We start from the raw sequence: 24,986 nt of genomic DNA, 5'->3' as shown, positions 1-24,986 counted from the left end.
CGTATCAATTCTTGATTTGGGAAGGCCATTGTTTAATGCGCTGTTCATCCGGAGTGATGAACAGCGTTTTTTGATGGTCATATATAACAAACCCTGGCTTGGAGCCATTCGGCTTCTTCACGTGACGGATAAGCGTATAATCGACCGGCACTAAGCTTGATGAGCGGGCCTGGCTGTAATGAGCAGCCAGCATGGCGGCTTCTTCAAGCGTCGCGTCGCCGAAATTGCCGGCACGGATGACGACATGCGAGCCTGGAATATCCTTCGTATGCAGCCAGGTATCGTTAGGCCCGGATGTTTTGTTGGTCAGATATTCGTTCTGCGTATTATTTTTGCCGACGTAGATCGGGATGCCTTCGGATGATTGATAGCAAAGCAGCGAAGGCCGCGTCGATTTCCGCTTCTTGGAGCCGCGCTTTGACCGATCGCGAAGGTAACCTTGCTCGACAAGCTCTTCGCGGATTTCGTCGATATCGCTGAGCGATGCCGTTTCGAGCTGCTGTAGCAGCGTGCCTAAATAATCGATTTCCTCACGGGCCAGTTCCATCTGCTGCGCCACGGCGGTCAAGCTTGATTTATGCTTGGCATAACGCTTGAAATAACGCTGCGCATTGTCGGAGGGGTTCAGCTGCGGGTCGAGAGCAATCTTAACGGTCTGCTGCTCCTCATCATAGTAGTTGATAACCTCGACGTATTCGTCCCCGCGTTCGATTTGATGCATATAGGCCGTCAAGAGCTCTCCGAGGATGCGGTACTTGTCCGCGTCCTTGGCGATATCGAGCGTCTCCTGAAGCTTCTCCAGCTTGTTCTCATTCTTGCTGCGCTCGTTGTGCAGGAAGCGGATTAAATCGGAGACGCGCTGCTTGACCGTGTCCCGCTCCGCCTTATCGCCATAGAAAGCCTCTAGACATTCGCTGACGGTCGGATAGGATTGGCGCACGCTATCCGCAGGAAGATGCGTCAAAGCGGTTACGGAGAATGCAGCCTTGCCGCTTCCCGGCGTTACCAGCTGGGGCTCGTATCGGTGCATGCCGAACTCGTTCATCATCTGTTGGAATGATGGCCACAACTCGGAGGCAATGACTTGCGTTTCCGCAGGCAGCGGCGGCACGCCGCTCCGGAAGACAATCTCCTTCGCAAGCAGCGGGCTAATACCGCTAAAGGCCCCAACCAGTTGCTTGTCAGGTGCGATGGCAGCCGGAGGTGCCGGTGATGCTGCTGCATCGCTTGAATCCAATTCGCTTGAATCCGAATTGCTGCGCGAAAGCAGCTCGAGTGCCGATCTAAAGTCGGCTTCGTCCGTGACGGTCATCGGATCGCGCTTGCCTTGCTCCGGCGGGGAGACATACGTCGTACCCGGCATGACGATGCGGTAGCTGCTGATGGCTGGCGTGACATGATGGATGCCGTCATGGATCGTGCCGGAAGCTTCGTCCATGAGGATAATATTGCTGTGACGTCCCATAATTTCAATGACGATCACCTTCACGTTAATATCGCCCAGTTCGTCGCGCTGCCGGATTCTCATATGAATGATACGTTCCGATCCTATTTGAGTGACAGCCTCAATTAAGCCGCCTTCGCAATATTTGCGCAGCAGCATGCAGAACATCGGCGCTTCCATCGGGTTTAGGAACGATTGCTGCGTCCAATGGACGCGCGGATAAGTTGGATTCGCCGAGAGCAGCAGCTTGCCCGGCACGCTGCCTCCTCGGATTTGCAGGACCAAATCGTGCCCGGTAGGTTGATGAATTTTATGAATGCGCGCCCCGACACAAGCCTGCAGCTCATGTACGATGGCACGGGTTACGATTCCATCTAAAGCCATGTTGGTTGAATTCTCCTTTGTTTAGCGACCTTCTTTCCCTATCATGCCATAGTTGGGACAAAAACTTAAGTCTTTCTATGGGATATTTTGCAGTTTGTCCGAATACATTTAGGCAAGGAAGGCCTCAAGGCAGGCGATACGTAACGGGAGGGAGAAGGGGATGGATCAACGTAAGTGGCATCAAATGGAGGTCAATGAGCTTGCTCAGACACTGCAAGCTTCGTTGGATACTGGGCTTTCATCGGCCGAAGCAACGGAACGGCTGATGCGTGACGGGCGCAACGAGCTCTCGGAAGGAAAAAAAGCTTCGCCTCTGACACTGTTCTTGAATCAATTCAAAGATTTCATGGTACTGGTGTTAATCGGAGCAACGCTTATTTCCGGTCTGCTGGGCGAATATTTGGATGCAATTACGATTATCGCCATTATCGTGATCAATGCCATTCTCGGTTTCGTGCAGGAATTCCGGGCTGAGCGGTCGTTGCGGGCGCTGAAGGAGCTTTCCGCCCCTATTGCGAAGGTGTTTCGCGGCGGACAAGTTCTCGCGCTGCCGGCCCGAGATCTCGTTTCGGGCGATATGGTGCTTATCGAGGCCGGGGACCGGGTTCCGGCGGATATGCGGTTAGTTGAAGCAAACAGCTGCTATGCGGAAGAGTCGGCGCTTACCGGGGAATCGCTCCCCGTCGGCAAACATTGCTCGCCTATTCTCTCATCCGATTTGCCGCTGGGCGACCAGCGAAATATGTGCTTTATGGGGACGATGATCACCCGAGGTTCGGCGAAGGGCGTCGTTATTCGAACAGGCATGGGAACCGAGATGGGGAAGATCGCCGATCTGATCCAAAAAACCGAGTCGATGGAGACGCCGCTTCAACACCGCCTCGAGCAGCTCGGCAAGATTTTGATCGTTGTCGCGTTAGGCTTGACCGTTATGGTTGTTCTTGCCGGCATCTTTCATGGACAGCCCGCCTACGATATGTTCCTGGCCGGCGTCAGCCTCGCCGTCGCGGCCATTCCGGAAGGGCTTCCGGCTATTGTTACGATTGCGCTCGCGCTGGGCGTACAGCGGATGATCAAACGAAGGGCGATTGTCCGCAAGCTCCCTTCCGTAGAGACGCTTGGATGCGCTTCGGTCATCTGTTCCGACAAAACAGGCACATTGACGCAGAACAAAATGACGGTAACCCGCCTTTGGATCGGCGGACGGCCGCTTGAAGTGACCGGAGAAGGCTATGAGCCTACAGGAGCGGTGTACGAGGACGGCAATGCGGTTGATGTTAAGAACGACTTGTCTCTGCGCAGAATGCTGCAGGTCGCGGCTCTTTGCAATAATGCTTCGGTAGAAAAGAAAGAAATAGAAGTGGATGTCAAGCGCAAGAAAGGGAAAGACACGATCAAGCAGGAGGAATGGGTTCTCAAGGGGGATCCGACCGAGGGCGCTCTCACCGTTCTGGCCGCGAAGCTCGGAATTACCGCCAAATCCTTGGAAGGACTATATAAACGGGAAAAAGAGTATTCATTCGATTCGGAACGGAAACGGATGTCGGTTATGGTTTCGCATCAGGGCGGACAGTTAATCTGCACGAAGGGCGCTCCGGACGTGCTGATGCAGCAGTGCAGCTATGTCCTCTGGGATGGCAAGGTTGTACCGTTCACGGGCACCTTGAAGAAGAAAGTAACCGATGCTTCGGAATCGATGGCGCAGTCTGCGCTGCGTGTACTCGGCTTCGCATATCGCGACTTGCGGCCTCATGATCATACCGAGACTGAAGCGGAAGTCGAATGTCAATTGGTATTTGTCGGCTTGGCGGGCATGATCGACCCGCCGCGCAAGGAAGTGCGCGACGCTATTGCAACATGTCGGCGCGCAGGCATCAAGACCGTGATGATCACGGGCGATCATCAGCTGACTGCCGAGGCCATAGCCGGCCAGCTTAGCATCATGCCGCGCGGGGGCTTGGCCATTAGCGGCCAGCAGCTGGCCGACATGGACGATGAGCAGCTGGACCGGCTAGTCGATAACATCTATGTCTATGCACGGGTCTCGCCGGAACATAAGCTGCGTATCGTCAAAGCACTTCAGCGCAAAGGCCATGTCGTCGCGATGACCGGCGATGGCGTTAACGATGCGCCGGCTATCAAAGCAGCTGATATTGGCATTGCAATGGGGATTACTGGTACGGACGTTTCCAAGGAAGCATCGTCATTGGTCTTAAGCGACGATAATTTCTCGACCATTGTCGCCGCCATCGAAGAAGGCCGCGGCATCTACGAGAATATCCGCAAATTTATCCGATATCTTCTGGCATCCAACGTCGGCGAGATTTTAACGATGTTTCTGGCTATGCTGGCAGGGCTGCCTCTCCCGCTTGTTCCCATACAGATTCTATGGGTGAACCTGGTTACCGACGGGCTGCCGGCTATGGCGCTCGGCGTCGATCAGGCGGAGAAGGATCTGATGCAGCATAAGCCGAGGTCGGCGCGCGAAAATATCTTCGCCAGGCGGCTCGGCTGGAAAATCATCAGCCGCGGCATTCTCATCGGCCTCTGCACGCTCGGCGCGTTCTGGATTACGCTGCGCAGCAACCCGGGGAGCCCTACTAACTTAATTGAAGCTCAGACCGTTGCATTCGCAACGCTTGTCATGGCCCAGCTCATACATGTGTTCGACTGCCGGAGCTCGCGCTCGATATTTCACCGCAATATTTTCCAGAATAAATATTTGGTGCTGGCCGTCTTATCTTCGCTGCTGCTCATGCTGGGCGTTCTGTATATCGAAGCCTTGCAGCCGATCTTCAAGACCGTGCCGATCGGAATCCGCGAATGGTGTCTCGTTCTGGTGGCCGCGGGAATACCGACCTTCCTTATGGGGATCGGGAGCGTTCTCGGCTCCAATGGGAAGAAGAAAAAAACGAATTGGCCCGTTAGCGGATCCAAGTCGCTCGCCCGTTAAGTAATGAAGAACGTCAGCCTATGCGTTATCGAGGCTGGCGTTTTATTTTTCTTATGAAACGGTATCGAAGGAAGTTAATAATTAGGAAGAAAGTACAAAGATTGATCCGATTTATCAATGTCGTTGCCGCCATGCTTTGAGGTATGCTAGTGAAAAAATTGAACGTGCCTGATGGCGATGGTTCCAGTAAAAGGAGTGCAAGAAAATGAACTTTACAAAAATGCATGGACTAGGTAACGATTTCATAGTAATATCGGGAGAAACCACACTGCCCGATCATGCAGCGGAGCTGGCCATCGAATTGTGCAATCGGTACTTCGGCATTGGCGCAGACGGCTTAGTCTTCATTTTACCGTCCGGGAAAGCGGATTTTCGCATGCGAATCATTAATTCCGACGGCTCCGAAGCGGAGCAGTGCGGCAATGCAATCCGCTGTGTAGCCAAATATGTATACGATAACGGTCTAACCGATAAAGAAAGCATCACGATCGAAACGCTGGGAGCCGGTGTGCAGCAGGTGCAGATCAACAGCATCGACGGCCGGGCGCATACGGTTCGCGTCGATATGGGAGAACCGATTCTGGAGGGGCTGAAGGTGCCGACAACGGTCGACGCCAATCCTGTCCTGAATCATGCCATTGAGGTCGACGGAACCGAATTCCGGTTTACGGCCGTGTCCATGGGCAACCCGCACTGCGTCATCTATGTGGACGATGCGGTCAATTTCGACCTCAACAAGTGGGGCCCCAAGCTTGAAACGCACCCGATGTTTCCGCGTAAAATCAATGTGGAATTCGTCACGGTCCGTTCGCGCGATTATGCCGATATGCGCGTTTGGGAACGGGGAGCGGGACCGACGCTCGCCTGCGGCACCGGAGCGTGCGCAACCGTTGTCGCTTCCGTGCTGAACGGGTACACGGACCGGAAGGCGGTCGTAGCCTTGAAGGGCGGCGAGCTTACGATCGAGTGGAATGAAGCAGACAATCACATCTATATGACAGGCCCGGCGGCAGAAGTATTCCGCGGTTCACTGTAAAGATAAGAAGGAGCAATGCATAATGAAACCCGGTTTGCGCGAAGCGCTTGGCGCTCGCATTTTGACAGGGGATGGCGCGATGGGAACCTATCTGTATCAGATGGGGTTCCCTGTCGGCGTTTCCTACGAAGAATTTAACGTCCTGCGTCCGCATGTCATCGAGGATGTGCACCGCCGTTATTACGAGGCAGGTGCGAGGGTAATCGAGACGAACACCTTCTCTGCGAATAACGAAAGTTTATCCAAGTACGGCCTTGATAACGAAGTCGACGCCATTAACCGGGCCGGCGTCAAGGTGGCGCGCGCTGCTGTCGGCGCCGACGCTTACGTTGTCGGCGCGGTAGGGGCGATCCGGGCCGGCAAACGCAAGAACATCCGCACTGCGCAGCTGAATCAATCGTTCCATCAGCAGATGAGCGCGCTGTTAGATGAGGGTGTAGACGGGTTGCTGCTCGAAACGTTCTACGATCTGGACGAGATGCTTCTTGCGCTCGGCGTTGCTAGGAAGCTGTCGGACGTGCCCGTCATATGCCAATTCGCTGTCGAGAAGGACGCGGTTACACAGGACGGCATCCCGCTTGCCGACGCTTTCGAACGTCTTCGTCAAGAAGGCGCCGATGTCGTCGGTTTTAACTGCCGCAGCGGCCCCAATGGCATCAAGAGAGCCATTGATGCCATTGGAGCGGAAGTCGTCCTTCCATTGTCGGTATACCCGAATGCCGGGCTTCCGGACTATGTGGACGGCAAATATATGTTCACGGCTACGCCGGAATACTTTGCCCAATCGGCACGTAATTTCGTGGATCGGGGTGCTCGTCTGATCGGCGGATGCTGCGGAACGACTCCGGAGCATATAGCGGCGATTGCAGCTGCGCTCGACGGGTATGTCGCCCAGCCGGTACAAGCCGGACCACAGCCGGTTCAGGTTATGGAAAGCGTTTCGGTGAGCGCGGCGGAACCGGCGGCAGTGTCCGTGTCCGACGGGGAAGTCCCTTCCATTGTCGAGACCGTGAAGCAGCGGCATACGGTAATCGTCGAGCTGGACCCGCCGCGCGATCTGGATATTCGCAAGTTTATGGCCGGCGCAGCCGCGCTCAAAGCCGTTCATGCAGATGCCGTTACGATGGCGGATAATTCTCTTGCCGTAACGAGAATGAGCAACCTGGCATTAGCGTCGCTTGTCCAGCAGCAGGTGGGTATTCGTCCTCTCGTTCATATTGCCTGCCGCGACCGCAATCTGATCGGGACCCAGTCGCATATGATGGGTCTGGATGCGCTAGGGATCGATCATGTGTTAGCCGTTACGGGAGATCCTGCCCGGTTCGGCGATCTGCCGGATTCCAAATCGGTATACGATCTGACTTCCTTCGAGATGATCCGCATGATCAAGCAATTGAATCAGGGCGTGGCCTTCTCGGGCAAGCCTCTGAAGCAGCGCGCGAACTTCGTGGTCGGCGCCGCGTTCAATCCGAATGTCAAGATGCTGGACAAAGCGGTGAAGCGGCTCGAGCGCAAAATCGAAACCGGCGCAGACTATTTCATGACGCAGCCGGTCTATGATCCGGAGCTGATCGTTCAGGTCGCGGAAGCGACGAAGCATCTCAAAGTACCGGTGTTTATCGGCATCATGCCGCTGGCCAGCGGACGCAATGCGGAGTACCTGCATAACGAGGTGCCCGGCATTCAGTTGTCCGACGAGGTGCGCAAGCGGATGGCGGGACTCGAGGGCGAGGCCGGCCGCGAGGAAGGCGTGCGCATCGGGAAGGAACTTCTGGATACGGCCTTGAAGCATTTCAACGGTATTTATTTGATTACTCCGTTTATGTTCTACGACATGACTGTGAAATTGACTGAGTATGTATGGGAACAAACGGGCCGCTAAGGTACGGGCTCGTTATTTCTCTTTACTTTGCTTTAACACTTGTTCCGCATCCGAAAATCAATTATTATAGAACAATAGGATACGCTTGCCATGATGACCTTAACCTGTCCAATTGACAAGTACTAATTCCCCCCAGTAACACAGTTTGGAAGCTGCCGGAAGGCCAACGTATGCTCCGGACTTTATTCGTCAAGAATAGTGCAATGGCTCTGTTCCATTATTTTCATCCTAACAGCATTTGCTGCATCCATTATTCTTACGTACATTATATTTCGTGTTCACATTGCAATCATCATGCACGAGAAAGACCGGAGGGGAACCCTGACATGGCCATTAAATTGATTAACATCGGCTTCGGAAACATTGTTTCCGCCAACCGCATCATTTCCATCGTGAGTCCGGAATCGGCGCCGATTAAACGAATCATCCAAGAAGCCCGCGACCGTCATATGCTAATTGATGCAACTTACGGCCGGCGCACGCGCGCGGTAATCATTACCGACAGCGATCACGTTATCCTGTCCGCCGTTCAGCCGGAAACTGTAGCACACAGGCTGTCGACGAAGGATGACGATCACGACGAATAGCGACGGGGAGTATTATGAACAGAGGATTGTTGATTGTATTATCCGGCCCTTCGGGAGTCGGCAAAGGCACCGTATGCGCCCAGCTGCGGCAGAAGAAGACCGATCTGATCTATTCCGTATCGGCCACCACTCGCGCGCCACGGCAGGGAGAGGTTGAAGGCATTAATTATTTCTTTAAATCAAGAGAACAGTTTCAAGACATGATTGCCAGAGACGCTTTATTGGAATACGCGGAATATGTCGGGAATTATTATGGCACCCCGCGCGATTTCGTTGAGCGGATGCTCGATTCCGGCAAGGACGTCATTCTTGAAATTGAAGTGCAGGGCGCGCTGAAAGTGAAAGAGAAGTTCCCGGAAGGCGTATTTATCTTCTTGCTTCCTCCTTCGCTGGACATCTTGAAACAGCGGATAACGGGACGCGGAACCGAAAATTCCGATGTCATCGATAACCGGATGTCCGTCGCGGTGGAAGAGATGAACTTGATCCGTTATTACGACTATGCGGTCGTCAACGATGAGATCGAATCCGCATGTCATCGCATACAAAGTATTATAACGGCTGAACATTGCCGCAAAGAACGGTTTCTGGCCGGTTTTGACGCATTCAAGGCGACGACCGAGAAAGCTTAGGGGTGAAGAGTATGTTGTATCCATCCATTGATGAGATGGTGAAGAAAGTAGACAGCAAATATTCGCTTGTTGTCGCCGCATCGCGCCGCGCGCGCATGCTTCGGGATGGAGTAAAGACAGACCTCCGCTTACCCAAATCTCATAAATTCGTAGGTGTTGCGCTGGAAGAGATTTATAATGATAATGTGCAAGTCGAGAAAGGCAACGAATCCGAAGACTAAAAAGAAGATAGAAACGCCCGATAACAACCCTTGCGGTTGTTATTTTTTTAAAAATAACCAGAGAGTATTATGGTAACCGGCATACTTTTCTGTAATAGGAGTGTGAAGGAATGCTGAAAGGGAAACGAATATTGCTTGGCATATCGGGGGGAATCGCGGCTTATAAGGCGGCTGCGCTTTGCAGTAAATTGGTGCAGGCCGGGGCGGCGGTGAAGGTCATCATGACGGAGTCGGCGACGAAATTCATTACGCCGCTTACGCTGCAGACGCTTTCCCGTCATCCGGTGTATCTCGATACGTTCGACGAGTTCGAACCGGCCGTCGTATCTCACATCGATCTTGCCGACCATGCCGACCTGGTGATCATCGCTCCGGCAACGGCCAATATAATCGCCAAGATGGCGACTGGTCTTGCCGATGATATGCTGAGTACGACACTGCTGGCGACTACGGCACCGATTCTCGTTGCGCCGGCGATGAACGTCCATATGTACGCCCATCCCGCTGTTGATCAGAACATGGCGCTGCTGGCGGAACGGGGCGTCCGCTTCGTCGAGCCCGGTACCGGACAGCTGGCATGCGGATATGTGGGGAAGGGGCGGCTGGCGGAGCCAGAGGATATCGTGAAGGCTGCGGAGCAATGGTTTGCCCAGAGTCAATCCCTGGCAGGGAAGCGTGTGCTTGTAACGGCGGGCGGAACGGTAGAACGGCTTGATCCTGTCCGTTATTTGACGAATGATTCTTCCGGTTTAATGGGATTTGCCATTGCGGAGGCGGCGATGAATCGCGGGGCGGATGTAACGCTTATTGCTGCCAAGACAACCGCGCAGCCGGCGGCCGGACTGCACGTCGTCCGGGTTGAATCGGCTGAGCAGATGCTGCAGGCTGTTCTGGCCAAATATGCGGAGACGGATATTGTCATTAAATCGGCGGCTGTTGCGGATTACCGGCCGGTATCGGTTGCGGCCAGCAAGATCAAGAAGACCGGGGATACCCTCGTTCTGGAGCTTGAACGCACGACCGACATCCTCAAGACGTTAGGCGAGCAAAAGCAAAGCCAATTCCTGGTCGGTTTCGCAGCCGAGACGGATAACGTGATGGCGTATGCCATGGATAAGCTGCAGCGGAAAAATTGTGATTTGGTTGTCGCCAATGACATCACGCGCGAGGGGGCCGGGTTTAACGTCGATACGAACATTGTCGATATTTACGGGCCGGAAGGCTTGGTTGCGTCCCTGCCTCAGTTAACCAAGCGTGAAGTAGCGGACCGTCTATTATCGCTTATCGCCGAACGGATGGAACGTGCGGTGACGCCGGAATGATCGCCAAAGTTATCGTCGATGTGCCGAGCCGCCAAACCGACCGTCCCTTCGATTACGAGGTGCCGAAAGACATGCAAGGCTGGCTGGAAGTCGGCAGCAGAGTCGGAGTTCCCTTTGGCGGACGGGTTGTGCAAGGCTTCGTCGTCGCAGTCGCGGAGACTGCGGCGGTGGACAGCAAGAAGCTGAAGGCCGTTGCAGAGCTGCTCGACCATACGCCGCCGTTATCGCCGGATCTGATTCAGCTGGCGGAATGGATCAGCGACAAATATTGCTGCCCGCTCACGATTGCGCTGCAAGCCATGATCCCTGCGGCTTTGAAAGGGAAAGCGGAAACGACGGTCACGCTCGCCGATGATAGCCGGACGGTGTTTATTGAATCCTCGGAATGGGCGGAATATATGCGCCGCAGCGGCGGTTCCGTAAAGCTGTCGGCGCTGCAGGAGAAATTCCCCTTATCCGCGAATGAGGTGAAGGCTGCTATCCGGGAAGGCGCATTATTGGAACGCGTTGCCATCCGGGACCGGTTATCGGTCAAGAAGATGCTCACGGTCTTCCCGCCGGGCGACCGGAACGAAGCATTGGAGGCATTGGCCGGTCTCCCGGCAAGAGCGGCTAAGCAGCGGGAAGTGCTCCGATACATGATTGATCATGAGCAGCCGATTACGATGCAGGAGCTCGTGGATTTGCTCCAGACGACATCGGGAACGGTCAGAGCGCTGGCCGAGAAGGGATTCGTCGTGATCCGGGAAGTCGAGATGGACCGGGACCCTTACGCCGGACGTGAATTTCAGCGAACCGCTCCTCTTCCCTTAACGGATGAACAGAAAGCCGTTTTCGCTCCAATTGCGGAGGCTATCGACAATCGGGATTCCCGGGTGTTCCTGCTGCATGGGGTGACGGGGAGCGGGAAGACGGAAGTGTATTTGCAAACGATCGAGCATTGCCTGCAGCTTCATAAACAGGCAATCGTGCTCGTTCCCGAGATTGCATTGACACCGCAGATGGTCGAAAGGTTCAAAGGGCGCTTCGGCGATGCCGTAGCCGTTCTTCATAGCCGTCTATCGAACGGGGAGCGCTACGATGAGTGGCGGAAAATACGCGAACGCCGGGCCCGTGTGGCCGTAGGCGCTCGATCTGCGATATTTGCTCCTTTCGACCGGCTGGGACTCATTATTATCGACGAAGAGCATGAATCCTCCTACAAACAGGAGGAAAGCCCGAAATACCATGCAAGAGACGTTGCCGTCCAGCGGGCCAGGCAGCATGGCGCCGCAGTTGTGCTCGGATCGGCGACGCCTTCGCTCGAGAGCTATGCTGCCGCATCGCGAGGCGGCCAAGCTGCCGAGCTGGCAGGCAGAGGGTCGGCGCTGCTGCCGATGCCGGTTCGGGTAGGAGGGAGGCCGATGCCTCCCGTGCATCTCGTCGATATGCGCGAGGAGCTGAAGAACGGGAACCGTTCCATGTTCAGCAGGCAGCTGCACCAGTCGCTTGCATCCCGCTTGGAACGCGGCGAACAGTCGGTGCTGCTGCTCAACCGAAGAGGCTATTCTACGTTTGTCATGTGCCGCTCTTGCGGCTATACCGCGCAGTGTCCGCATTGTGATATATCCCTTACTTACCATCAGAAAGCACGTACGCTCCGCTGTCATTACTGCGGCCATGCCGAAATAACGCCAACAGTCTGCCCGTCCTGCGAAAGCGAGCATATCCGGTTCTTCGGAACAGGAACGCAGCGAGTGGAAGAAGAACTGTCCAAGCTGTTTCCCGGCATCCGTGTCATTCGCATGGATGTGGACACCACGACGGAGAAGGGCTCGCATGAGAAATGGCTGACGATGTTCGGCGAGCGTCAAGCCGATGTGCTGCTTGGGACACAGATGGTAGCCAAAGGACTCGATTTCCCATATGTTACTTTAGTTGGCGTTATCGCTGCGGATACCTCGCTGCATTTGCCCGATTTCAGAGCGGCGGAAAAAACGTTCCAGCTCCTGACCCAGGTTGCGGGCCGTGCAGGCCGTCACGAGCTGCCGGGCGAAGTGGTCATTCAATCCTATAACCCGGAGCATTACGCCATCCAGACGGCTCAGCAGCATCATTATGCTGCCTTTATCCAGGAAGAGCTGCGGCATAGAAGATACATGTCGTATCCGCCATATTGCCGGCTAATTCTCGTAACCTTGTCGCATGAGCAGCTCCCGCTGGTCATCGCAGAAGGCGAGAAGCTGGCCGGATTGCTTCGCCAGGCGGTTTCGGAGGCGGGTTTATCAGCCTCTTCCGAGGAAGGAACGACAAGCCGCTTCATGGATATTCTCGGCCCTGTCGCTTCGCCGATACCGAGAATGAAAGATCGCTATCGTTTTCAATGTATGATAAAATATCGTGGAAATGTTGACGCGGTGGGCATGCTGAAGCGGTCTGTCCGCTCGCTTGCGGGTTCTAACGGCCAGCATCAGGTTCAGATCGGCATCGATGTTGATCCACAGGTCATTCTATAATTTTTCTTGCTGTAAATAACCAAGGAGGGATATTTGTTGGCTATTCGAATTATTGTTAAAGATCCGGATCCCGTCTTGAGGGAGCAAGCGGCACAAGTGACGAAATTTAATTCCAACTTGCATAAGTTGCTTAAGGATATGGCAGATACGATGTACGATGCGGAAGGCGTCGGATTGGCGGCACCTCAGGTCGGCATCTCGAAAAGGGTTATCGTCCTGGATGCCGGGGACGACAATGGGCTGATCGAAATGGTCAACCCCGAAATCGTCGAACGCGACGGAGAACAGACCGGTCCGGAGGGCTGCTTAAGCATACCGAACCTCAATGGCGACGTTCGGCGCTATCAACGAATCAAAGTCAACGGTTTCGACCGCAACGGCAAACCGTTCACGATGGAAGCGACCGATTATTTGGCGCGGATCTTTCAGCATGAAATCGATCATTTGAACGGCGTATTGTTTACGGATATTGCCGAATCCATCTACGACGTGTCTGCAAAGCCGCGCGGACGCGGAGAGTGAGCCTATGCGGATCGTATTTATGGGGACGCCGGAGTTCGCCGTCGCTTCCTTGCAGGCATTGATCGGAGTCGGCCATGAAATTCTGGCCGTCGTTACGCAGCCGGACCGTCCGAAAGGGCGCAAAAAAACGCTGACGCCGCCTCCCGTCAAGGAAGCGGCGATTGCGCACGGTCTGACGGTGCTGCAGCCGGAGCGGCTCAGAGGCTCGGATACGGTAGATGAGATTGCCCGCCTTCAGCCTGATCTGATCGTTACGGCTGCCTATGGACAAATATTGCCTAGAGCGGTACTGGATATCCCGCCGCTGGGCTGCATTAATGTTCATGGTTCGCTGCTGCCGCGCTACCGAGGGGGAGCTCCGATCCAGAGGGTGATCATGAACGGCGAGAACGTGACCGGCGTAACGATCATGTACATGGCGGAAGGGCTGGATACGGGTGACATGATCAGCCGGGTAGAAATCCCTATTCGGGATGAAGACACCTCCGGTACGATATTCGCCAAGCTGGGCGAAGCCGGGGCGAAGCTGCTTATGGAGACGCTGCCTTCCATCGAGTCCGGCACGGTTCAAGCAGAGAAGCAGGATGAAGCGAAAGCGACCTATGCCCCGAATTTATCCCGCGAGGACGAACGCATCGATTGGAGCCGATCTGCACATGCCTTATATAACCAGGTGCGCGGGCTGCTCCCAATGGCAGGCGCATTCACGCTGCTGAACGGGGAAACCTTCAAGGTGTGGGGCTGCAAACCGCTCCAATCGGCTGACGGATATTCCGGGCAACCGGCTGGAACGGTGCTTAAAACAAGCGACAGCGGCATTCTGGTACAGACCGGCGACGGTACGCTCTTGTTGACGGATATACAGCCGGCGGGCAAGAAGGCCATGCCTGCGGCGGAATGGCTGAAGGGCGCGCGGCTTGAGGACGGCATCCGGTTCGGCGGGAGCGGAGAATGAGCGTGCAGGATAAGGGTAAAGATCGGAAATTCCGCAATGGTCATAAGACGGGCGCGGGCAACGGAAAGTCCTCTTCGTCTGGGGCAGCTCCGCGGCAAGGCGGACCGGGTGCTCAGGGCGGGAGAAGTCCACGCAATCCTAAGCCGCAAACCGCTCGCGAAGTCGCATTGAATACGCTGGTTAAAGTAGCCGAATCCGGCGCTTACAGCAATTTGCAGTTGAACCGCGCTCTTCAGGATGCCGGACTATCCCGCCAAGACGCCGGACTCGCTACGGAGCTGGTCTATGGGACCATTCAGCAGCAGCGGCTGATCGATTACCGGCTTGCCGGTCTGGTCGCCAAAGGATTGGACAAGCTGAGCCCTTGGGTGCTGCAGCTGCTTCGTCTGAGCGCCTACCAATTGCTGTGCTTGGACCGGATTCCGGCTCATGCCGCGGTCAATGAAGCGGTTCAAATCGCGAAGAAGAGAGGTCATTCGGGGATATCCGGCATGGTGAACGGCGTACTGCGCAATATGGAACGCCGGCTGCAGGAGCTGAGGGGACCGATAGAAGAGCGTAATCCCGTGTCTCGGATCGGAATTACCTATTCCTACCCGGACTGGCTCGTGGAGCGCTGGATCGACGCATACGGAGAAGCTGTGACCGAAGCGATATGCGCATCGGGGAATGAATCTCCGCATGCCAGCCTGCGCATAAACCGGCTTAGGCTGGCGCAGGATGAAGCGCTGAAGCGCTTGTCGGAAGCCGGCTATCAGGCGAATCCGTCTCCTCTTGCGCCATACGGCATCATCCTTGAGGGCGCAGGAAACTTCGCCCTGACCGACAGCTATGCGGAAGGCTTGTGGACGCTGCAAGACGAGAGCTCTATGCTTGTAGCAGAGGTTTGCGCGCCAATGCCGGGCTGGAGGGTGCTCGACTGCTGCGCGGCTCCCGGCGGCAAGTCAACCCATCTTGCCGAGCTTATGGGCGACAAGGGGCGCGTCATCGCGAACGATGTTCATCCCCATAAGCGTCAGCTGATCGACGAGCATGCGCGCCGGCTTGGTTTAACGGCCATTGAGACAGCTACCGGCGATGCTGCCGAGCTATCCGGGCGATTCCCGGAAGCTTCGTTCGACCTCGTTCTGCTGGATGCTCCTTGCTCGGGATTCGGCGTTATCCGGCGCAAGCCGGAGATTAAGTGGACCAAGAGCCCGGAGGACGTTGACTCCATCGCTGAGCTTCAACGCCGTTTAATATCCGAAGCGGCGAAGCTCGTCCGCCCGGGCGGGACGCTCGTATACAGCACATGCACGATCGAACGCGAAGAGAATGAAGCGCAGATCGCCGCATTTCTTGACGGACATCCTGACTTTGCGGCGGATGCGGATTGGCCGGAGACCGTTCTTCAGCCGCTGCGGGAAGCTGGCGTAGTCGACGGTCAATTTCATGGCTATGCGCAGCTGCTGCCCCAACATTTCGGCAGCGACGGATTCTTTATTGCGAAGCTCAAGCGTCAGCAATAACCCCCATGAACTGGCGCCTATGGCGGCTCTTGTAGCCTGTCATGGGCGTTTGTGGTAAAATAAATCGATGCGGCGGGTTGCCGCACTATTCAATGAAAGAAATAGGTGTGAAACGATGAAACCATTCATCTACGACTATACGTTAGACCAACTGCAAGAATGGATGAAAGAAAATAATGAACCGGCGTTTCGCGGCGCTCAATTATTCGATTGGCTCTATGTGAAGCGAGTCAAAAGTTTTGAGGATATGAGCAATTTGCCGAAGGCGCTGCGTGAGAAGCTGGACGACCAGTTTCAATTTGTGACGCTCAATGAGATTACGCGCTTCGAATCGAAAGACGGAACGGTCAAGTTCTTGTTCGGCTTGCATGACGAGCACGCGATCGAGACGGTTATCATGCGCCACAGCTACGGCAACAGCATATGCGTTACGACGCAGGTCGGCTGCCGGATCGGCTGTACGTTCTGCGCATCGACGCTGGGCGGGCTGAAGCGCAACCTGACGGCTGGCGAAATCGTCGCTCAGGTGGTGACCGCCCAGCAAATTCTCGATGAGACGAATGAGCGGGTATCCAGCATCGTCATCATGGGTTCGGGCGAACCCTTTGAGAACTATGAAGCGACGATGACGTTCCTGCGCACGATGATCCACGAGAAAGGCCTTAATATCGGCCAACGCCATATTACGGTCTCGACCAGCGGCATCGTGCCGAGCATGTACAAGTTCGCGGAGGAGAATACGCAGATCAATCTTGCATTGTCCATCCATGCGCCTAACGATGCGCTCCGCTCCAAGCTGATGCCGGTTAACCGGCGCTTCCCGTTCGAGGAAGTGATGGAGGCTTGCCGCTATTACATTGCGAAGACCGGCCGCAGAATTACGTTCGAGTATGCGCTGATCGGCGGCGTCAACGACCAGAACGAGCATGCGGAAGAGCTTGCTCGGGTTCTGCAAGGGATGCTCTGCCATGTGAACCTCATACCGGTTAACCACGTGCCGGAGCGTAAATACGTTCGGACGCCAAGGGAGCAAATCTTCGAATTTCAACGCATTCTCGAACGCAACAAAGTCAATGCCACAATCCGCAGAGAACAGGGTCATGATATTGCGGCAGCTTGCGGACAGCTACGGGCGAAACATATGGAGTCCACGACGGGGTGATTCGATTAATGAAAATAGCGTATCGCAGCGATATCGGCCGTATCCGGCTTGTGAACGAAGATCGCGCTTGGGCAGAGCAGCAGGATAGCGGGCTCGTCATTGCCATCGTAGCCGATGGCATGGGCGGGCATCAGGCTGGTGATGTGGCCAGCCAATTGGCAGTGGATACATTCCGCGATTCCCTTCAGGGCAAGACAGCCGTATTATCGCTCGATGAGCGCAAAATGCTCATCCGGCAGACGATTTTGCAAGCCAACGAAGTGATATACGATATGGCGTCGCGCAACGACCAATACCATAACATGGGTACGACGGTCGTTGCGGCTTTGATCCAAGCGGATAATGGAGTTATCGGGCACATTGGCGATAGCCGGGCATACATGTGGCGGGACGGCGAGCTTACCCGGCTGACCGAAGATCACACGCTGGTCAACGAGCTGGCTAAGTCCGGACAAATCAGTCCGGAGGAAGCTGCAAACCATCCTCGCAAGAATGTGCTGACAAGAGCTCTCGGTACAGATGCGCAGGTTGAAGTCGATGTGCGCGGGATTTCATGGGCGGAAGGCGATCTGCTGCTTCTATGCAGCGATGGGCTCAGCAATATGGTCACAGATGAACAGCTGCGCGAAACGCTGCAGTCGAATGAGCTCGATCTGGACGGCAAAGCGGATCGGCTCGTTCAATTGGCACTTCAAGCTGGCGGAGACGATAACATTACGGTCGTCCTGCTGCATCATGCCGACGACACGGAGCAAGAGAGGTGAGCGACATGATTGGACATGAATTAGGCGGAAGGTACGAAATCATCACCCGCATCGGCGGGGGCGGCATGGCGCTCGTCTACAAAGCCCATGATATATTATTGAACCGGAAAGTAGCCGTCAAGGTGCTGCGTCAGCAGTTTACGCATGACGAAGACTTTATCCGGCGCTTCCGGCGGGAAGCACAGTCGGCGGCCGCTCTTTCTCACCCGAACGTCGTGAGCATCTACGACGTCGGCCAAGAGGAAGACACGCATTACATTGTGATGGAGTATGTGGAAGGGCACAATTTAAACGAAATCATACAAGAGCGTGCGCCGCTGCAGACCGAAGAAGCGGTACATATCGCAGTTCAGATATGCGATGCGTTGGAACATGCTCATCATAATCAAATCATACATCGCGATATTAAGCCGCATAACATCTTGATCGGCAACAATGGGCGCGTTAAGGTGACCGACTTCGGGATTGCCCGTGCTGTGACGTCCTCAACGATTACACAGACGGGTTCCGTTGTCGGTTCTGTACATTATTTCTCGCCGGAGCATGCCAAGGGCATCAGCACAGGCGAGAAGTCCGATTTGTACTCGCTTGGGATCGTTCTCTATCAAATGCTGACCGGAAGGCTGCCGTTTTTGGGCGAAAGCCCGATCAGCGTTGCGCTCAAGCATCTTCAGGAGACATTTGAGGAGCCTCGCGCAGTCAATCCTTATATCCCGCAAAGCGTGGAGAACATTATTCTGCGGGCCATGCGTAAAAATCCGGATGAGCGTTACTCGTCTGCGGAAGAGATGCTGCACGATCTGGATACATGCCTGCTGCCGGAGCGGCTTACAGAGCCCAAGATTTCGTTCAATACCCATCCGGGCGATATGGACGAGACCCGCATCATGCCTGCGATTCGCGGCGGATCGCTCGAGACGCTGGCCGCTCCTTCATCATCGGCTTCGCGTCCCGAGCGCGCTGAACGGGCCGATGCGGAAGAGAACCAGGATGACAGATGGGAGTCCAACGGGTTATCCGAGGAGCCCAAGCGCCGCCGGTGGGTCAAGCCTGTTATCGCGGTATTCACGACGCTCCTTGTTATTGCCCTTGTTTATTGGGGTGCTATGACGGTGCGGGGATGGTTCGACATCGAGGAGGTCGAGGTTCCTTACGTCGTGAACAAGACCTTTACCGATGCGAAACAGGAATTGGAAAAAGTGGGATTGAGATTAGAAGAACCGACCGTATACATGGACAAAGAAGGCGTCCCGAAAGACATTGTTTACGATCAGTCCAAGCAGAATCAGCGCGTCAAGGTTGGTTCCTGGATCAAGCTGTACGTCAGCACGGGACCGAAGCTGGAGAAGCTGGCCGACTATACGGGCCAATCCTTCAATGATGTGAAGGAAGAGCTGATCAGCTTAGGCGTATCGGAGGAACGTATCAAGTCCGACGGGGAATTCAGTGATGAGAAGCCTGGAACGATCCTTGGTCAGACGCCGGATGCCGGCACGGACTTCGATCCGAAGCAGGCCACGTTTACGTTCACGGTGAGCAAGGGGCAGGAGACGTTCCCGATGCCGACCTTGACGAATAAAACCGAGGCGGAAGCGATCAAGCTGCTGAAATCGCTGGGGCTCACGGTGAACGAGGCGAATACGGTCCGCGAGCCGAGCTACCGCGAAGAAGCAGGCAAAGTTCTCGATCAGCACCCGTTCAAACCGAATGACCTGGTAACGAAAGGGTCCGAAATAACCTTGACCGTCAGCAGCGGGCTGCCGGAGGATGCGATCGAGTATACGTTCAATATCGTCATCTCGCCAGCTTTCGCCGGCAGAACAAGTGAAATCGAAATCAAGTATTCGGATGCCCGCGGCGAGAACCAGAAAGGGGGCAAACGCAAAATTAACAATACGGAGTCTTTCCCTGTCAAAGTTGTGTTAGCCCCGAATACGGAAGCCAGAGTCGAAATATACCGGGATGGCGAATACGTGGACGCGTTCTCCAGATCGTATGACGACATAAAGTCGGGCGCGGATTCGTCTCCGGAAACGGTACCTGGCATTGAACAGCCGGAAGATACACCGGTGCAGACGGAACCGGATAACACAGGCAGCAACAGCAGTAACGACAACGGGGGTAACAATGCCGGACAGCAACCGCAATAAAGCAATGGTCGGTCGGATTGTTAAGGCGCTTAGCGGATATTACTATGTTCTTCCGGATGGAGCGGATAAGCAGAGCGTTCCCGTTACGTGCCGTGCGCGAGGAATCTTCAAGAAGCGCGGGGAATCCCCGTTGGTCGGGGATCTGGTAGAATATGGAGTAACGGAGAATGGGGAAGGTACGGTGGACGCCATCCTTCCCCGTACTTCCGAGCTCATCCGGCCGCCGGTGGCGAATATCGATCTGGCGGTGCTCGTGTTTTCCGTAACGGAGCCTGAGCTTAATTTGCAGCTGCTGGACAAGTTTCTCCTTCATATCGAGCATGCCGGTATACCGGCGATACTATGTTTAAGCAAACAAGATTTGGCCGAAGGCGGACCGGATGCCGATGAAGCCCGCCATATCATTGATGAGGTTCGGAGAATCTATGAACCGATCGGTTATGAGGTCTTCTTAACGAGCTCGCGTCAAGGCGAAGGCACCAGCGCGCTTTATGAGCGCCTGCAGGATCATCTGGCCGTGTTTGCCGGACAATCTGGCGTCGGCAAGTCGTCGCTGCTCAATGCGCTCGTGCCGGGCTTGTCGATTGAGACGAATGAGATCAGCAGCCGGCTCGGAAGAGGGAAGCATACGACCAGGCATGTGGAATTGATTCCTGTCGGGCAAGGCTATGTGGCGGATACGCCCGGCTTCAGCCAGCTGGACTTCGTAGAGCTCGGCATCGAGGAGCTGGGAAGCTGCTTCCGCGAGATGAGTGAGCTGTCCGGCGCCTGCAAATTCCGCGGCTGCACCCACATCCACGAGCCTGGCTGCGCCGTACTCCAAGCGTTGGAGGAAGGCAATATAGCAGCAAGCCGCCATGAGCATTATGCGCTGTTCATGGCGGAGTTGAAAGAGAAAAAGCGGAGGTACTAAATATGTCGATCATCGCACCATCCATTCTGTCAGCGAACTTTGCCGCACTTGCAGATGATATTAAAGACGTAGAACGCGCGGGAGCCGATTGGATACACATTGATGTGATGGACGGCCATTTCGTGCCCAACCTGACGTTTGGTGCGCCCGTTGTACAAGCCATACGACCGGTAACGAAGCTGCCCTTCGATGTGCATCTCATGATTGAGCGGCCCGAGCAGCTCATACCGTCGTTCATCAAAGCAGGCGCTGACCGCATAACCGTACATGCCGAAGCTTGCACGCATCTTCATCGCGTTGTCCACATGATTAAGGAAGCCGGCCTGCCGGCAGGCGTTGCGTTTAATCCGGCGACGCCTATCGCGGCTGTCGAGAATCTTCTGGACGATCTTGATCTCATTCTGATCATGACGGTCAATCCCGGTTTCGGCGGCCAGCAGTTTATTCCGCAATCGCTGCCTAAGCTCCGTCAGCTTCGGACGATGCTGGCAGAGCGCGGGATGTCTCATATCCATATTCAAGTGGATGGGGGCATTAATGCACAGACCTCCGTACTCGTTCGCGAAGCCGGCGCGGATGTGCTGGTGGCCGGCAATGCGGTATTTCTGGAACAAGATCGCGCGGCAGCTATTGCTTCGCTTCGCTAGGGGGATCCATGGGAGAGCGAATAAAGAACAGCTATCTTGTCGTACTTTATAGTTTTGGCGCCGGGCTTATGCTGGCCATATTTCCATTCATCAACAGCCCGGCGAATTTGATTTTCTCCTTGTTGGCTCTGGTCATCGGGATCTATTTCTTCAAGAGATTTCCCGGGATCGGCATGCGCATCATCTTCTTCGTCGTGTCGATTCTGTTCTTCCTGATCATTACCATTATCATCACCATGGTGATGTATGTGAGAACAAATCCGCCTATAGCCTAGATACGGCGTCGGTTGGAATAGGACAATCTAGCATTGCATACTATGGTTACATGAACGAAGGTTCGTGTAGCCTTTTTTTTACCTTATAGAATTCTTTAGTTTCTCATGCACTTATGTTCTATACGGTCTAAGGGAAGAAACCAACTTCGCCGCCAAGAAGGCGCGAGCCGTTTCTTCATGTTTCCGTCTATCGCTCATCCAGAGGCTTCGTTTGTTGGCGCAGCTTATCCAGATGGGTGACGGGAGCCGTTTCGCATGCCTTGATTCAGGTGCAAAGCGACAACGTATGATACATGGACGGTGCGAAGCCGAGCACGTTTAGGAGGGGATGGAGAATGAAATTTTACACAATCAAGCTGCCAAAGTTTTTGGGCGGGTTTGTGAAAGCAATTTTGAATACATTCCAGAAAAACTGATTCGGCCGCCCAGAAGCGTACAACGTGTCGAAGCGTACGGACATAGGTCCGCAGGAAGCCGCCGCAGCAGCGAGGCGGCTGTTTTCTGTGGGGGAATAAGAAAAAGGCACCTGATCGGAATCAGGTGCTCTTTGTTCATCTTTAATTCAAATCCTGTTATACGCGAGTCAATTTGCCCGATTTCAGAGCGCGAGTGCTGACATAAACGCGTTTTGGCTTACCGTCAACGAGAATCCGTACTTTTTGAACGTTAACGCCCCAAGAACGGCGGTTTTTGTTGTTCGCGTGCGAAACGTGATTACCTGTGCCGGGACCTTTGCCCGTAACAAAACATTTGCGAGACATGGAATACACCTCCCTTGAAGAATCCGTGCAAATAAACACACTTGAATATAATAACATAAGTATCACGAGCGATCAAGACAGAGAGAAGCATCGAAAACGGAAGAATTCAGGCGAGATACGTCGGATTGACTTCTATATCTTCGAATTTTATAGTACAATGTTGATTAGTCCATAATATATACGGTAAAGGAGTGAACGACCATGCCACTGCAGCTTGACACAGAACTAGGGAAAGTAATCATTGCAGATCATGTTATCGCTATGCTTGCCGGCTCATCGGCACTTGAGTGTTATGGACTTGTCGGTATGGCTTCACGCAAGCAGTTAAAGGACGGTATTACGGAACTGCTCGGTCGGGACAACTCGTCCCGGGGTGTGGAAGTACGCCGAGAGAACGATCGCTTGCACATCGACTTATACATCATCGTTAGCTATGGCACAAAAATTTCCGAGGTGGCGCACAATATTCAGTCTAAAGTGAAGTATGTGCTGAATGAGGTAGTCGGCCTAAAGGTCGATTACATTCATATTTTTGTCCAAGGCGTACGTGTATCTGGGTAGGAAGGGGAATTAATGTTGAGCAAGCGTTTTATTAGCGGATCGGACTTTACCGGCATGGTGCATAGGGGCGCGGAATGTCTGCAACGTAATGTTGAACGCGTCAATGCACTGAATGTTTTCCCGGTGCCTGACGGCGATACCGGAACGAATATGAATTTAACCATGACCTCTGGGGTACAGGAACTTGTCAACAAACCGTCCCCGGCCATAGGAAAAGTTTCGGAAGCGTTTTCGAAGGGGCTGCTGATGGGCGCGCGAGGGAATTCGGGCGTTATCCTGTCCCAGCTATTCCGCGGCTTCTCCAGAAGCCTGGCAGGTCAAGAAGAGATCAATACGCAGCAGCTTGCAGCGGCTCTTCAGCATGGTGTCGATATGGCCTACAAGGCAGTTGTAAAGCCTGTTGAGGGCACGATTCTTACTGTCGCTAAAGAAGCGGCTAAACATGCCGTGTCCATTGCGCGCCGTACGACCGATGTGGTTGAGATGATGCGCGAGGTGCATGGCAAGGCGTACGAGGCCTTGCAGCGGACGCCGGATATGCTGCCTGTTCTGAAGCAGGTAGGCGTCGTAGACTCCGGTGGACAGGGGCTAGTACATATTTACGAGGGATTCGTTCAAGCGCTCGGCGAACCGGGCTACGCAGCGGATCAGCAAACAGGAACCCGACAAGGCCCGGGTCTGAAGGCAGGGTATACGAGCTTTGCGCCGCAGCAGCCGGCCAGCGCCCAATCGCGTTTATCTACGGAAGCTATTGAATATTTATACGATATGGAGTTTTTCATAAACCGCAAGCTTGCCGGCATAGCCGCGCTTCCCTTCGATGAAGCGGCGTTCAAGAAGGCACTTGCCAAAGACGGCGACTCGATCCTTGTCATTGCCGACGACGAGATCATTAAAGTTCACGTCCACTCCCGCAAACCGGGCGATGTCATGAATTACGCGCTTCCTTACGGCGAGCTGACGGACATTCATATTCTGAATATGCGGGAACAGCATCGCGACCTGCTTCACGATGAATCGACAACGGCCGATCAGCCTAACACGGGTGAAGCGATTACGCGCAGCATCGAAGACGAGGCACTGGGGATGAGCGTGCCTGAAGTACTCACTGGCGCTCCTATCGATTCGGTTCCGGTTGAGCAGGCACACGAGTGGGCGCCGTACGGCATTATCGCCGTTGCGATGGGCGAAGGGATATCGAATATTTTCCTCGACAACAACGTCGATATCGTTTTATCCGGCGGACAAACCATGAACCCCAGCACGGAGGATTTCGTGAAAGCGATCGAATCGCTCCATGCGGAACACATCTACTTGCTGCCGAATAACGGCAATATTATTTTGGCGGCTCAACAAGCAGTCGAGCTATGCGAAAGAAGCATCACCGTAATACCGACCCGGACCGTGCCACAAGGGCTCGCAGCCGTGCTTTCGTTCCGTGAAGAGGAGTCGGCTCAGGTCAATGCCGATGCGATGGAGCAGGCTGCGAAGCAGGTCAGCTCCGGACAAGTCACGCATGCAGTTCGGGACACGTCCATCGACGGGATCGATATTCGTGAAGGTGATTTCATCGGCATATTGGAGAAATCCATTGTCGCTTCTTCGCCGGAGCTTCTCCAGACATGCCGGGATTTGTTAACGCGCATGATGGAGGAAGGCGGCGAACTGGTCACGGTTCTGACGGGCGAGCAGGCGGATGAAGCGGAAACGACGGCATTATCCGAGTGGATTTCATTGGCGTTCCCGGAGGCAGAGCTGGAAGTGCATGCAGGCGGGCAACCACTTTACCCGTATTTATTTGCAGTTGAATAG

Annotated in this window: 22 protein-coding genes; 20 read left to right on the top strand and 2 right to left on the bottom strand. The window is 54.5% G+C overall.

What is annotated here, in order from left to right:
• Positions 1–4: 4 nt before the first annotated feature.
• Positions 5–1,828: an Rqc2 family fibronectin-binding protein gene (locus L1F29_RS20640; RefSeq protein ID WP_258383934.1), complete on the bottom strand. Its 1,824-nt coding sequence runs from the start codon at positions 1,826–1,828 to the stop codon at positions 5–7.
• 160 nt (positions 1,829–1,988) lie between these two features.
• Here L1F29_RS20640 and L1F29_RS20635 point away from each other — a divergent pair, with 160 nt between their 5' ends.
• The 18 genes from L1F29_RS20635 to spoVM all read left to right on the top strand — a co-directional run bounded on the left by L1F29_RS20635 (position 1,989) and on the right by spoVM (position 22,268).
• Complete coding sequence (locus L1F29_RS20635; RefSeq protein WP_258383933.1) at positions 1,989–4,781, top strand: calcium-translocating P-type ATPase, SERCA-type; 2,793 nt, start codon at positions 1,989–1,991, stop codon at positions 4,779–4,781.
• Positions 4,782–4,986: 205 nt separating this feature from the next.
• The gene (gene dapF / locus L1F29_RS20630; protein WP_258383932.1) at positions 4,987–5,817 is read left to right on the top strand and encodes a diaminopimelate epimerase; all 831 of its coding nucleotides are present in this window, start codon (positions 4,987–4,989) and stop codon (positions 5,815–5,817) included.
• 22 nt (positions 5,818–5,839) lie between these two features.
• A complete protein-coding gene (locus L1F29_RS20625) occupies positions 5,840–7,699 on the top strand; it encodes a bifunctional homocysteine S-methyltransferase/methylenetetrahydrofolate reductase (protein ID WP_258383931.1) in 1,860 nt (619 codons plus the stop codon).
• Positions 7,700–8,025: 326 nt separating this feature from the next.
• On the top strand, positions 8,026–8,286 hold the full coding sequence (gene remA / locus L1F29_RS20620) for an extracellular matrix/biofilm regulator RemA (RefSeq protein ID WP_020615370.1): 261 nt from the start codon (positions 8,026–8,028) through the stop codon (positions 8,284–8,286).
• 14 nt (positions 8,287–8,300) lie between these two features.
• Complete coding sequence (gmk, locus tag L1F29_RS20615; RefSeq protein ID WP_258383930.1) at positions 8,301–8,918, top strand: guanylate kinase; 618 nt, start codon at positions 8,301–8,303, stop codon at positions 8,916–8,918.
• An 11-nt stretch (positions 8,919–8,929) separates the two neighbouring features.
• Positions 8,930–9,139, top strand: a complete 210-nt coding sequence (gene rpoZ, locus L1F29_RS20610) for a DNA-directed RNA polymerase subunit omega (RefSeq protein ID WP_258383929.1) — start codon at positions 8,930–8,932, stop codon at positions 9,137–9,139.
• A gap of 110 nt (positions 9,140–9,249) precedes the next feature.
• A complete protein-coding gene (gene coaBC, locus L1F29_RS20605) occupies positions 9,250–10,461 on the top strand; it encodes a bifunctional phosphopantothenoylcysteine decarboxylase/phosphopantothenate--cysteine ligase CoaBC (RefSeq protein ID WP_258383928.1) in 1,212 nt (403 codons plus the stop codon).
• On the top strand, positions 10,458–12,956 hold the full coding sequence (gene priA, locus L1F29_RS20600; RefSeq protein WP_258383927.1) for a primosomal protein N': 2,499 nt from the start codon (positions 10,458–10,460) through the stop codon (positions 12,954–12,956). Before coaBC ends, priA begins: the two co-directional genes overlap by 4 nt.
• Positions 12,957–12,992: 36 nt before the next feature.
• On the top strand, positions 12,993–13,478 hold the full coding sequence (def, locus tag L1F29_RS20595) for a peptide deformylase (RefSeq protein ID WP_258383926.1): 486 nt from the start codon (positions 12,993–12,995) through the stop codon (positions 13,476–13,478).
• A gap of 4 nt (positions 13,479–13,482) precedes the next feature.
• The gene (gene fmt, locus L1F29_RS20590; protein WP_258383925.1) at positions 13,483–14,433 is read left to right on the top strand and encodes a methionyl-tRNA formyltransferase; all 951 of its coding nucleotides are present in this window, start codon (positions 13,483–13,485) and stop codon (positions 14,431–14,433) included.
• Positions 14,430–15,941 carry a 16S rRNA (cytosine(967)-C(5))-methyltransferase RsmB gene (gene rsmB / locus L1F29_RS20585; protein WP_258383924.1) on the top strand — a complete coding sequence of 504 codons (1,512 nt, stop codon included), beginning with the start codon at positions 14,430–14,432 and terminating at the stop codon, positions 15,939–15,941. The genes fmt and rsmB overlap by 4 nt, the downstream gene beginning before the upstream one ends.
• 115 nt (positions 15,942–16,056) lie before the next feature.
• Complete coding sequence (gene rlmN / locus L1F29_RS20580; RefSeq protein ID WP_258383923.1) at positions 16,057–17,103, top strand: dual-specificity RNA methyltransferase RlmN; 1,047 nt, start codon at positions 16,057–16,059, stop codon at positions 17,101–17,103.
• A gap of 8 nt (positions 17,104–17,111) precedes the next feature.
• Entirely contained in the window at positions 17,112–17,867 is a 756-nt protein-coding gene (locus tag L1F29_RS20575) for a Stp1/IreP family PP2C-type Ser/Thr phosphatase (RefSeq protein WP_258383922.1), read from the top strand.
• A gap of 5 nt (positions 17,868–17,872) precedes the next feature.
• On the top strand, positions 17,873–20,017 hold the full coding sequence (pknB, locus tag L1F29_RS20570) for a Stk1 family PASTA domain-containing Ser/Thr kinase (protein ID WP_258389755.1): 2,145 nt from the start codon (positions 17,873–17,875) through the stop codon (positions 20,015–20,017).
• Complete coding sequence (gene rsgA, locus L1F29_RS20565; protein WP_258383921.1) at positions 19,995–20,930, top strand: ribosome small subunit-dependent GTPase A; 936 nt, start codon at positions 19,995–19,997, stop codon at positions 20,928–20,930. Before pknB ends, rsgA begins: the two co-directional genes overlap by 23 nt.
• Positions 20,931–20,932: 2 nt before the next feature.
• Positions 20,933–21,577 (top strand): ribulose-phosphate 3-epimerase, encoded by a 645-nt coding sequence (gene rpe / locus L1F29_RS20560; RefSeq protein ID WP_258383920.1) that lies wholly within the window; start codon positions 20,933–20,935, stop codon positions 21,575–21,577.
• An 8-nt stretch (positions 21,578–21,585) separates the two neighbouring features.
• A complete protein-coding gene (locus tag L1F29_RS20555) occupies positions 21,586–21,852 on the top strand; it encodes a hypothetical protein (RefSeq protein ID WP_258383919.1) in 267 nt (88 codons plus the stop codon).
• Positions 21,853–22,187: 335 nt separating this feature from the next.
• Entirely contained in the window at positions 22,188–22,268 is an 81-nt protein-coding gene (gene spoVM / locus L1F29_RS20550; RefSeq protein WP_010345573.1) for a stage V sporulation protein SpoVM, read from the top strand.
• Between the two features lie 156 nt (positions 22,269–22,424).
• Here spoVM and rpmB read toward each other — a convergent pair whose 3' ends face one another.
• Complete coding sequence (rpmB, locus tag L1F29_RS20545; protein ID WP_258383918.1) at positions 22,425–22,613, bottom strand: 50S ribosomal protein L28; 189 nt, start codon at positions 22,611–22,613, stop codon at positions 22,425–22,427.
• Positions 22,614–22,814: 201 nt separating this feature from the next.
• Between rpmB and L1F29_RS20540 the strand changes: the two genes are divergently transcribed.
• Together L1F29_RS20540 and fakA are read left to right on the top strand one after the other, a co-directional pair.
• Positions 22,815–23,174: an Asp23/Gls24 family envelope stress response protein gene (locus tag L1F29_RS20540; protein WP_258383917.1), complete on the top strand. Its 360-nt coding sequence runs from the start codon at positions 22,815–22,817 to the stop codon at positions 23,172–23,174.
• Between the two features lie 12 nt (positions 23,175–23,186).
• Positions 23,187–24,986: a DAK2 domain-containing protein gene (gene fakA / locus L1F29_RS20535; protein ID WP_258383916.1), complete on the top strand. Its 1,800-nt coding sequence runs from the start codon at positions 23,187–23,189 to the stop codon at positions 24,984–24,986.

Origin of the sequence: Paenibacillus spongiae, assembly GCF_024734895.1 — a bacterium.
Taxonomy (GTDB): Bacteria; Bacillota; Bacilli; order Paenibacillales; family Paenibacillaceae; genus Paenibacillus_Z; species Paenibacillus_Z spongiae.
This window is presented reverse-complemented; position numbering and strand designations above follow the sequence as displayed.

Excerpts from the sequence above, each read along its gene's own strand:
- L1F29_RS20640 (WP_258383934.1), bottom strand. The coding sequence starts at position 1,828 with ATGGCTTTAGATGGAATCGTAACCCGTGCCATCGTACATGAGCTGCAG.
- L1F29_RS20635 (WP_258383933.1), top strand. The coding sequence starts at position 1,989 with ATGGATCAACGTAAGTGGCATCAAATGGAGGTCAATGAGCTTGCTCAG.
- dapF (WP_258383932.1), top strand. The coding sequence starts at position 4,987 with ATGAACTTTACAAAAATGCATGGACTAGGTAACGATTTCATAGTAATA.
- L1F29_RS20625 (WP_258383931.1), top strand. The coding sequence starts at position 5,840 with ATGAAACCCGGTTTGCGCGAAGCGCTTGGCGCTCGCATTTTGACAGGG.
- remA (WP_020615370.1), top strand. The coding sequence starts at position 8,026 with ATGGCCATTAAATTGATTAACATCGGCTTCGGAAACATTGTTTCCGCC.
- gmk (WP_258383930.1), top strand. The coding sequence starts at position 8,301 with ATGAACAGAGGATTGTTGATTGTATTATCCGGCCCTTCGGGAGTCGGC.
- rpoZ (WP_258383929.1), top strand. The coding sequence starts at position 8,930 with ATGTTGTATCCATCCATTGATGAGATGGTGAAGAAAGTAGACAGCAAA.
- coaBC (WP_258383928.1), top strand. The coding sequence starts at position 9,250 with ATGCTGAAAGGGAAACGAATATTGCTTGGCATATCGGGGGGAATCGCG.
- priA (WP_258383927.1), top strand. The coding sequence starts at position 10,458 with ATGATCGCCAAAGTTATCGTCGATGTGCCGAGCCGCCAAACCGACCGT.
- fmt (WP_258383925.1), top strand. The coding sequence starts at position 13,483 with ATGCGGATCGTATTTATGGGGACGCCGGAGTTCGCCGTCGCTTCCTTG.
- rsmB (WP_258383924.1), top strand. The coding sequence starts at position 14,430 with ATGAGCGTGCAGGATAAGGGTAAAGATCGGAAATTCCGCAATGGTCAT.
- rlmN (WP_258383923.1), top strand. The coding sequence starts at position 16,057 with ATGAAACCATTCATCTACGACTATACGTTAGACCAACTGCAAGAATGG.
- L1F29_RS20575 (WP_258383922.1), top strand. The coding sequence starts at position 17,112 with ATGAAAATAGCGTATCGCAGCGATATCGGCCGTATCCGGCTTGTGAAC.
- pknB (WP_258389755.1), top strand. The coding sequence starts at position 17,873 with ATGATTGGACATGAATTAGGCGGAAGGTACGAAATCATCACCCGCATC.
- rsgA (WP_258383921.1), top strand. The coding sequence starts at position 19,995 with ATGCCGGACAGCAACCGCAATAAAGCAATGGTCGGTCGGATTGTTAAG.
- rpe (WP_258383920.1), top strand. The coding sequence starts at position 20,933 with ATGTCGATCATCGCACCATCCATTCTGTCAGCGAACTTTGCCGCACTT.
- L1F29_RS20555 (WP_258383919.1), top strand. The coding sequence starts at position 21,586 with ATGGGAGAGCGAATAAAGAACAGCTATCTTGTCGTACTTTATAGTTTT.
- spoVM (WP_010345573.1), top strand. The coding sequence starts at position 22,188 with ATGAAATTTTACACAATCAAGCTGCCAAAGTTTTTGGGCGGGTTTGTG.
- rpmB (WP_258383918.1), bottom strand. The coding sequence starts at position 22,613 with ATGTCTCGCAAATGTTTTGTTACGGGCAAAGGTCCCGGCACAGGTAAT.
- L1F29_RS20540 (WP_258383917.1), top strand. The coding sequence starts at position 22,815 with ATGCCACTGCAGCTTGACACAGAACTAGGGAAAGTAATCATTGCAGAT.
- fakA (WP_258383916.1), top strand. The coding sequence starts at position 23,187 with ATGTTGAGCAAGCGTTTTATTAGCGGATCGGACTTTACCGGCATGGTG.